This window comes from Acidovorax sp. GW460-11-11-14-LB4, from assembly GCF_059423685.1.
Genome location: NZ_JBWKYJ010000117.1, coordinates 1 through 9,320 on the forward strand (window position 1 = coordinate 1; position 9,320 = coordinate 9,320).

Annotated in this window: 5 protein-coding genes; 4 read left to right on the forward strand and 1 reads right to left on the reverse strand. The window is 67.0% G+C overall.

The genetic code is table 11. The features are described 5' to 3' along the window. Window positions 1-134: 134 nt before the first annotated feature. Entirely contained in the window at window positions 135-1,052 is a 918-nt protein-coding gene (locus tag AC07X4_RS23295) for a LysR family transcriptional regulator (protein ID WP_056061756.1), read from the reverse strand. A gap of 192 nt (window positions 1,053-1,244) precedes the next feature. Between AC07X4_RS23295 and AC07X4_RS23300 the strand changes: the two genes are divergently transcribed. The 4 genes from AC07X4_RS23300 (at window position 1,245) to AC07X4_RS23315 (ending at window position 8,728) form a co-directional block, all read left to right on the forward strand. Next, window positions 1,245-2,126: an alpha/beta hydrolase gene (locus tag AC07X4_RS23300; protein WP_192418796.1), complete on the forward strand. Its 882-nt coding sequence runs from the start codon at window positions 1,245-1,247 to the stop codon at window positions 2,124-2,126. 471 nt (window positions 2,127-2,597) lie between these two features. Next, window positions 2,598-3,860: an efflux RND transporter periplasmic adaptor subunit gene (locus AC07X4_RS23305; protein ID WP_099732051.1), complete on the forward strand. Its 1,263-nt coding sequence runs from the start codon at window positions 2,598-2,600 to the stop codon at window positions 3,858-3,860. Window positions 3,861-3,888: 28 nt separating this feature from the next. After that, a complete protein-coding gene (locus AC07X4_RS23310) occupies window positions 3,889-7,122 on the forward strand; it encodes an efflux RND transporter permease subunit (protein ID WP_494741464.1) in 3,234 nt (1,077 codons plus the stop codon). 109 nt (window positions 7,123-7,231) lie between these two features. Next, window positions 7,232-8,728, forward strand: a complete 1,497-nt coding sequence (locus tag AC07X4_RS23315; protein ID WP_494741465.1) for an efflux transporter outer membrane subunit — start codon at window positions 7,232-7,234, stop codon at window positions 8,726-8,728. Window positions 8,729-9,320 lie beyond the last annotated feature (592 nt).

A 9,320-nucleotide genomic window follows, 5' to 3' on the forward strand; every position in this document is an offset into this window, starting at 1 on the left:
GGTGGCGGGGTCTCTGGAGTGCTCATGGCTCCAAGCATACAGACTGGGAGCGTGAACACGCCCTGAGGGCAATCCTGTCGTGTGCATCGGGTGTTAACTCCACTACTGCCACCACAGAACCGATTCAGGGGGCGTCAGGCTTTGCGCTGCAGATGGGCCTCCCGCTGGAACAGCTCGGCCGCCCAGTCCACAAACGCGCGCACCTTGGCGCTCAGGTGGCGGTTGGGCGGGTACACCACATACACAGGCAGCAGGGGTTGGGTCCAGTCGGGCAGCAGCTGCACCAGGGCTCCGCTGGCGAGGTAGCGCTGGGCTTGCCAGCTGGTGATCTGGCCAATGCCCAGGCCCGCCACGATGGAGGTCACGTAGGCGTTGGCCTCGTTCACGCTCAGCTGGTAGGGGCCGGTGATGTCGATGGACTCATCACCCCGGCGAAACTCCAGCGGATAGTGCCGCCCGCTTTGGGGCGAGAAATAGATCACGCTGGCATGTTTCTCCTCGATCTCCAGCGGGTGCGTGGGTGTGCCCTTGCGCTCCAGGTAGGCGGGTGCGGCGACGGTGATGAACTCCAGGTTGCCAATGCGGCGCGCCACCAGTGACTGGTCGCTCAGCTCGCCCCCCCGGATCACGCAGTCCACGTTGTCCCCGATCAGATCCACCGTGCGGTCGCTCACACCCAGGTCCACCTGGATATCCGGGTAGCGGGCATGGAACTCCGCCAGTTGCGGAATGATGAGCAACTGGGCCACCGATGTGCCCACGTCGATGCGCAGCCGCCCGCGCGGGTTGGCGCGCGCGTTGGTCATGCTGGCCTCGATGTCGTCCAGGTCGGTCAGCAGCCGCACCGTGCGGTCGTAATAGGCCGCGCCGTCGGGTGTCACGGTCACGCGGCGGGTGGTGCGGTTGAGCAGCTTCACGCGCAGCCGCTCCTCCAGCGCCTGCACATGCTTGGTCACCGTGGCTTTGGGCAGGCTCAGCGAATCCGCTGCCCGGGTAAACGTGCCGGCCTCCACCACCCGCACGAATATGCGCATGGCCTGTATCTGGTCCATGGCTTCTCCTTGAGTCATCAGCACCCAGATTGGGTGCTGAGGAATTCTCACACGGGCGCCCCGGTTTGATTGTTGAGCTTTTGGAAACAGTGCGGTGGTGTTTGACCTGTTTATCAGAAAGGCCCAACCCACTACATTTCATCCATCGTCAACCGACCTTCCACCTATCCACCTACCTACTGGGTACCTGCCATGCAGCCCGACCGCCCGTCTTCATCCTCTTTGCCCACGCAGCCCGCTGCGGCGCCCGCCAAGGCGTCCGGGGTGGCTGCGTCCGTCTGCACCGATTCCACCATTGAGGTGGCCCAGGGGCAGGACGTGGAAGTGCGCATGTACGGCCGCAAGAAGACCGGTCAGGCGTCACCGGTGGTCGTGCACTTCCACGGCGGGGCCTTCATGTCGGGCGATCTGGACAACGGCTGCACGGTGGCTTCTCTGCTGGAGAGTGCCGGGGCCGTGGTGGTGTCGGTCGCGTATCCGCTCACGCCCTTTCCACAGCCGGTGGACACGGGTTACGGTGTGCTCAAGTGGGTGCACAAGCACCGCACCAAGCTCGGCGGGCAGGGCGCCGCCGTGTACCTGGCGGGCGAAGAGGCCGGTGGCAACCTGGCGGCGGCCGTGGCACTGATGGCGCGTGACCAGTCTCACCCCCCGCTGGCCGGGCAGATCCTGCTGTCGCCCATGCTGGACCCCTGTGTGGGCACCGCGTCGCTGCGCGAGGCCACTGGGGACTCCACGGGCTGCAAGTGGACCGAGGGCTGGCGCAACTTTCTGCGCTGCCCGCGCGATGCCGAGCACCCCTATGCGGTGCCTGCTGGTGCGCAGCGCCTGGCGGGGCTGCCCCCCACGCTGATCCTGGTGGGCGACACCGACCCCATGCACGACGAGGCGCTGGCCTACGCGGCCCGGCTGGAGGCTGCCGGCCTGCCGGTCACGCGCCACGTGTTCTCCAAGAACCCGCAGTGGCCCGATGCCCTGCTGCAGACCGGCCCGCATGAATGTCCGTGTGCGGCGGGTGCGCAGGAGCAGTTCCGGCAGTTCTTTGCCTCCACGCGAAGTCCGGTGCCGTCCTGACGACGGCCCCTGACACCTTCTCACATCCCTGACAGCCGCTGACCTCCACCCGGGTGGAGGCAGAGAAACGCGGGCTCGGCGCGAGCCCCATTCCCTTTTTACATCTTGATTTCCGGCCTAGCGTGCCGGAGGGGAAACGCTTGCCCAGCGTTGACCGCTCCGCATGTCCTAGAGCCCACGTTACCCATTCAAACGACACGGAGGAAAGAACACACCATGCATGCACCCCTGATCCCGTTGGCCTGCGGCCGCTGTCACAGCGCACCTGGCCGCACCGTCTTTTGACGGTGGCACGCAGGCCGCCCCGGTGTTTGTCGCCGGGGTATTGACCTTTCCACCGTGTCATTGCCGAGACTGCATTCCGCCCCCTTTGCATTGACCCCTGCCGAGTGCAGCCCACAGGCGCCAGCGCACGGCAGACAAGTTTCACAGCGTGCTCCACAAGGGCACACCTACTGATCGAAAGTGACCATGAACTTCCCATCCTTCTCCAAGTTCTCCCAGCGCCGCCCACTGGGTCTGGCCACCCTTGCCACGGCCGTGACGGCCACCGTGGCGGCTGCTGTTCTGGTGTTTCAGGCACCCGTGGCGCAGGCGGATAGCGCCCCCGCAGCACCGCCCGCCATGCCGGTGTCGGTGGCTGCCGTGCTGCAAAAAGACATCGCCCTGTGGGACGAGTTTTCCGGCCGGCTCGAAGCCGTGCAGCGCGTGGATGTGCGCCCCCGCGTCTCGGGCGCCGTGCAGGCCGTGCACTTTCGCGAAGGCTCGCTGGTCAAGCAGGGCGACCTGCTGGTCACGGTGGACCCAGCCCCCTACGCTGCAGAGGTGGACCGCGCCGAAGCCCAGGTGGTCGCTGCGCAGGCCCGCCTGTCGTACACCCGCAGCGAACTGGAGCGCGCCACGCGCCTGCTCGAAGAAAAAGCCATTGCCCAGCGCGAACATGACGAGCGCCTGAACGCCCAGCGCGAGGCCGATGCCAACCTGCGCGCCGCCCAGGCCGCGCTGCAGACCGCGAAGCTGAACCTGGGCTACACCCAGGTGCGTGCCCCTGTGGCGGGCCGTGTGGGCCGCATCGAAGTCACCGTGGGCAACCTGGTGGCGGCCGGCGCGGGCGCCCCCGTGCTGACCACGCTGGTGTCCGTGAGCCCCATCTACGCGAGCTTCGACACCGATGAGCAGATCGTGGTGAAGGCCCTGGCCGACCTGCAAAGCGGCCAGCGCGGCAACAGCGCCCGCCAGCTCATCGAGCGCATTCCTGTGCAGATGGGCACCGGAACTTCGGGCGGCACGCCGCACGCCGGTCGCCTGCAGCTCATCGACAACCAGGTCGATGCCAAGAGCGGCACCGTGCGCGTGCGCGCCGTGTTCGACAACGAAGACGGCTCGCTCATCCCCGGCCAGTTCGCCCGCATCCGCATGGGCCAGGCCCGCAACACCCAGGCGCTGCTCATCAACGAGCGTGCCGTGGGCACCGACCAGAACAAGAAGTTCGTGATGGTGGTGGGCGAGGGCAACAAGGCCGAGTACCGCGAGGTCACCCTGGGCGCGCCGATTGACGGCCTGCGCGTGGTCACCTCGGGCCTCAAGGCGGGCGAGAACATCGTCGTCAACGGCCTGCAGCGCGTGCGCCCCGGTGCCGTGGTGGCGCCACAGCCTGTGCCCATGACCGCCAAGGCCGAGATTGCGGGTGATCGCAAGGAAGCCAAGAACGCCGCCAAGTCGCCAGCCGCCTGAGCGCGCTGGACACCAGGAATTTGCATCCATGAACCTGTCCCGCTTTTTCATCGACCGCCCCATCTTTGCCGGGGTGCTGTCGGTGCTCATCTTCCTCGGGGGGCTCATCGCATTGCGCGGTCTGCCCATCTCTGAATACCCTGAAGTCGCGCCGCCCTCCGTGGTGGTGCGCGCACAGTACCCAGGCGCGAACCCCAAAGTGATCGCCGAGACCGTGGCCACGCCGCTGGAGGAGTCCATCAACGGCGTGGAAGGCATGCTCTACATGGGCAGCCAGGCCACCACCGACGGCGTAATGACGCTGACGGTGACCTTTGCCCTCGGCACCGACCCCGACAAGGCCCAGCAGCTGGTGCAAAACCGCGTCTCGCAGGCCGAGCCGCGCCTGCCCGAGGAAGTGCGCCGCCTGGGCGTCACCACCGTCAAGAGCGCGCCGGACCTGACCATGGTGGTCCACCTGGTCTCGCCCAACAACCGCTACGACATCGACTACCTGCGCAACTACGCTGTGCTCAACGTGAAGGACCGCCTTGCGCGCATCCAGGGCGTGGGCCAGGTGCAGATCTTCGGCGGTGGCGACTACTCCATGCGTGTGTGGCTCGACCCGCAAAAGGTCGCGCAGCGCGGCCTTTCGGCCAGCGACGTGGTGGCCGCCATCCGCGGCCAGAACGTGCAAGCCGCTGCAGGTGTGGTGGGCGCATCGCCCGGCCTGCCCGGCGTGGACTTGCAACTGTCCATCAACGCGCAGGGCCGCCTGCAGACCGAAGAAGAGTTCGGCGACATCATCGTCAAGACCGGTGCGGATGGTGCGGTGACACGCCTGCGCGACATCGCCCGCCTGGAGCTGGGCGCAGCCGACTACTCGCTGCGCTCGCTGCTCAACAACGACCCTGCCGTGGGCATGGGCGTGTTCCAGGCGCCGGGCTCCAACGCGCTCGACATCTCGGCCAACGTGCGCAAGACCATGGACGAGATCCAGAAGAACATGCCCGAAGGCGTGGAGTACCGGATTGCGTACGACCCCACGCAGTTCGTGCGTGCGTCGATCAAGTCCGTGATCCACACGCTGCTCGAAGCCATCGCCCTGGTGGTGCTGGTGGTGATTTTGTTCCTGCAGACCTGGCGCGCGTCCATCATCCCGCTGCTGGCTGTGCCGGTGTCGGTGGTGGGTACGTTTGCCGTGCTGCACCTGCTGGGCTTCTCGATCAACGCGCTCTCCCTGTTCGGGCTGGTGTTGGCCATCGGCATCGTGGTGGACGATGCCATCGTGGTGGTGGAGAACGTCGAGCGCAACATCGAGGCGGGCCTGACCCCGCGCGAGGCCACCTACCGCGCCATGCGCGAAGTCTCAGGCCCCATCATTGCCATCGCACTGGTGCTGGTGGCGGTGTTCGTGCCACTGGCTTTCATCAGCGGGCTCACGGGCCAGTTCTATCGCCAGTTTGCGGTGACCATTGCGATCTCCACGGTGATCTCGGCGATCAATTCGCTGACCCTGTCGCCCGCGCTGTCAGCACTGCTGCTCAAGGGCCACGATGAGCCCAAGGACGCGCTCACGCGCGGCATGGACAAGGTGTTCGGTGGCCTGTTCCGCGGCTTCAACCGCTTGTTCCATCGCGGCTCCGAGGCCTACAGCGGCGGCGTCAAGCGCGTCATCGGCCGCAAGGCGCTGATGTTCGTGATCTACCTCGCGCTGGTGGGCGCCACAGTCGGCCTGTTCAAGATCGTGCCCGGCGGCTTCGTGCCCGCGCAGGACAAGCAGTATCTGATCGGTTTTGCGCAGCTGCCCGACGGCGCCACGCTGGACCGCACCGAGAACGTGATCCGGCGCATGGGCGAGATCATGAAGGAGAACCCGAACGTTGAAGACGCGATTGCCTTCCCCGGCCTGTCCATCAACGGCTTCACCAACAGCTCCAACTCCGGCATCGTGTTCGCCACGCTGAAACCCTTTGCCGAGCGCACCCGTGCCGACCAGAGCGGCGGTGCGGTGGCAGGCCAGCTGAACCAGGCGTTTGGCAGCATCCAGGACGCGTTCATCGCCATGTTCCCGCCACCCCCGGTGGCGGGCCTGGGCACCACGGGCGGCTTCAAGCTGCAGATCGAAGACCGTGCCTCGCTGGGCTATGAAGCCATGGACAACGCGGTGAAGGCTTTCATGGCCAAGGCCTACCAGACGCCCGAGCTGGCGGGGTTGTTCACAAGCTGGCAGGTCAACGTGCCGCAGCTTTACGCCAACATCGACCGCACCAAGGCACGCCAGCTCGGCGTGCCCGTGACGGACATCTTCGACACGCTGCAGATCTACCTGGGCAGCCTCTACGCCAACGACTTCAACCAGTTTGGCCGCACCTACAGCGTGCGCGTGCAGGCCGATGCAGCCTACCGGGCTCGGGCGGAAGACGTGGGCCTGCTTAAGGTGCGTTCGAGCACCGGCGAGATGGTGCCGCTGTCGGCCCTGATGAAGATGGAGCCGAGCTTCGGCCCCGAACGCGCCATGCGCTACAACGGCTACTTGGCGGCTGACGTCAATGGTGGCCCCGCGCCCGGTTATTCGTCGGGCCAGGCCCAGGCCGCCATCGAGCGCATTGCCGCAGAGACCCTGCCCCAGGGCATCACGTTCGAATGGACCGAGCTGACCTACCAGGAGATCCTGGCCGGCAACTCTGCCGTGCTGGTGTTCCCGCTGGCCATCCTGCTGGTGTTCCTGGTGCTGGCCGCGCAGTACGAAAGCCTGACGCTGCCCATCGCCATCATCCTGATCGTGCCCATGGGCATCCTGGCGGCCATGACCGGCGTGTGGCTGAGCAAAGGCGACAACAACGTGTTCACGCAGATCGGGCTCATCGTGCTGGTGGGGCTGTCAGCGAAGAACGCGATCCTGATCGTGGAGTTTGCGCGCGAGCTGGAGTTTGCCGGGCGCACGCCCATACAGGCCGCCATCGAGGCCAGCCGCCTGCGGCTGCGCCCCATCCTGATGACCTCGCTGGCCTTCGTGATGGGTGTGTTGCCCCTGGTGCTGTCCACCGGAGCGGGTGCGGAGATGCGCAGCGCCATGGGCGTGGCGGTGTTCGCCGGGATGATTGGTGTGACGGCCTTCGGCCTGTTCCTCACGCCCGTGTTCTACGTGCTGCTGCGCAAACTGGCTGGCAACCGCCCGCTGGTGGAGCATGGCGCGCATGTGGCGCCTATCTCCCACAACACTGGCACTGGTGGCACCGCGCACCCCGTGCTGGCTGCGCCACGCAAGGAGCACGAATGATGCCCTTGACCACGGTGACAACAACGACCTTTGTGGCCCTAGATGCGCGCTCCACGGTGCACCCGTTGCCGACTGCAACGGGTGCATCGAGCGGGGCAGGAGACCAACCATGACCGATTTGCAATTGAAGAAAAACTCCACCGACGGTGCCCTGGCAGTGCGCAAGCGCAGCCTGCTGGCGCCCCTGGCTGCCGCCCTGGTGCTGGCCGGTTGCACGACCCAGCCGGTGGCCCCCGCGCCGCATGCGGGTGTGCCCGTGCCCACCAGCTTCACCGCAGGCAGCGACGCACTGTCCACGGCGCCCTGGACGGTGGCCGCCCCCGCCGAGGCACAGCCACGCGGCGAGTGGTGGCTGGGCTTTCAAGACCCGGTGCTGGCCGACTTGGTGTTGCGCGCGGGCAAGGCCAACACCAGCATCCAGCAGGCCGCCGCGCGGCTGGCCGAGGCGCGCTCGCTGCTGCGCTCTGCCGATGCCGCGCGCTCGGTGCAAGTGGGCGCCTCGGCCGGTGTGACGCGCCAGGCAGGCGCTGCCACCACGGGCAGCGCAGCACCTGCCACGTTGGGCACGGCGGGGCTCAATGCCTCGTACGAGCTGGACCTGTTCGGCCGCCTCTCGCAAACCAGCGACGCCGCGCGGCTGGACGCCGACGCGCGCGAAGCTTTGCTGCAAAGCACGCGCCTCATGGTGCAGGCTGACGTGGCGCAAACCTATCTGCAGCTGCGCGCCGTGCAGGCCGAGCAGGTGCTGGTGCAAGAGAGCCTGGCCGCGTACCAGGACACCCTGCGCCTGACGCAGCGCCGCCTGCAGGCGGGCGATGTGGCCGAGCTGGACGTGGCCCGCGTGCAGACCGAGGTGGCCGCCACCGAGTCCGATGCCCTGGCCTTGCAGCGCCAGCAGGCCCTGCTGACCAACGCGCTGGCCGTGCTGGCTGGCGAGGTGGCCAGCGGCTTTGTGCTGCCGCCCGCAATGGGCGATGCCGCGTTGCCGGTCATCCCGCCTAGCGTTCCCGGCACGGTGTTGGCGCGCCGGCCCGATGTGTCGGCCGCGCAAACTGCCGTGCTGGCCGCGCAAGCGCGCGTGGGCGTGGCGCAGAAGGCCTGGTTCCCGGCCGTCACGCTCACCGGCAATGCGGGGCATGCGTCGCCCGAGCTGGGTGACCTGTTCAAGTGGTCGGCCCGTGCCTGGGGTGTGAGTGCGCTGCTGTCGCTGCCGATCTTTGACGGCGGTCAGCGCGATGCGCAGATCGAGGGCGCCAAGGCGCGCCTGGAGGCTGCGCTGGCGGACCACCGGGGGCAGGTGCTCAATGCGTTCCGTGACGTGGAGGATCAGCTGACCTCGCTGCGTCTGCTGTCTGGCCAGGCTGAGGCGCAAGGGCGTGCGGTGACTGCCGCGCGGCGCGCGACACAGTTGTCGGATGTGCGGTATCGCAATGGGTTGGTGAGCCAGCTGGAGTTGCTGGACGCGCGCCGCAGCGAGTTGCGCAATCGGCGGCAGGAGCTGCAGGTGCGGACGGCGCAGTATGTGGCGACGGTGGGGTTGATTCGTGCGCTTGGAGGCGGGTGGGGGGATCAGCCTGTGGTGAAGGTGGCGGCTGCGCCGCAGTAGTTTTTGAGCGGTTTGGGCTGCTTGCGCTAGTGAAACATGCCTAGGTAGCTATTGATTTTGTAGTGTCTGGTTGTTGTGCTGATTGGGCCGCATGCCTGGGTTGAGGGCGGAGGCCGGGAGTCGCCCGGCGAGCGAGTAACTTTCTTTTGCTTCGCCAAAAGAAAGTTACCAAAGAAAAGGCGACCCCCAGTCTGCGACCCCTTCGCGTTGCGAAGGGGCAAACCTGCGGCGGGGCGGCTGCGGGGTGCGCCGTGGAACTCACTGAGCTGCGTTGCAGCTTCGTTCAGACATCCACGGCGAGTCAGTTCACTAAGCACGCGCGCTCCGACGCGCGTGCCACCCCGCAACCGCCCCGCCGCAGGCGCAGCCAGCAGGGGGTGGACAGCCGAACATCCAACAGCCGCACAACCATTCGGGCCATTGCTGCGCTCGGCCGCGCCTGCGCAGCGCGAGGCGATTGCGCCCGCGATCCGGGGCCGAGCGCAGCGATGGCCCGTGTGGATGTTCTGTCCCTCGTGCCCCTCTGGATGCGCCGAGGAGCGCAGGGTTTGGCGGATCAGGGCTCGCGTGTGTCTGAGCGACGCGCAGCGGC

Coding starts and splice junctions, on each gene's coding strand:
- AC07X4_RS23295 (WP_056061756.1), bottom strand. CDS start 1,052: ATGGACCAGATACAGGCCATGCGCATATTCGTGCGGGTGGTGGAGGCC.
- AC07X4_RS23300 (WP_192418796.1), top strand. CDS start 1,245: ATGCAGCCCGACCGCCCGTCTTCATCCTCTTTGCCCACGCAGCCCGCT.
- AC07X4_RS23305 (WP_099732051.1), top strand. CDS start 2,598: ATGAACTTCCCATCCTTCTCCAAGTTCTCCCAGCGCCGCCCACTGGGT.
- AC07X4_RS23310 (WP_494741464.1), top strand. CDS start 3,889: ATGAACCTGTCCCGCTTTTTCATCGACCGCCCCATCTTTGCCGGGGTG.
- AC07X4_RS23315 (WP_494741465.1), top strand. CDS start 7,232: ATGACCGATTTGCAATTGAAGAAAAACTCCACCGACGGTGCCCTGGCA.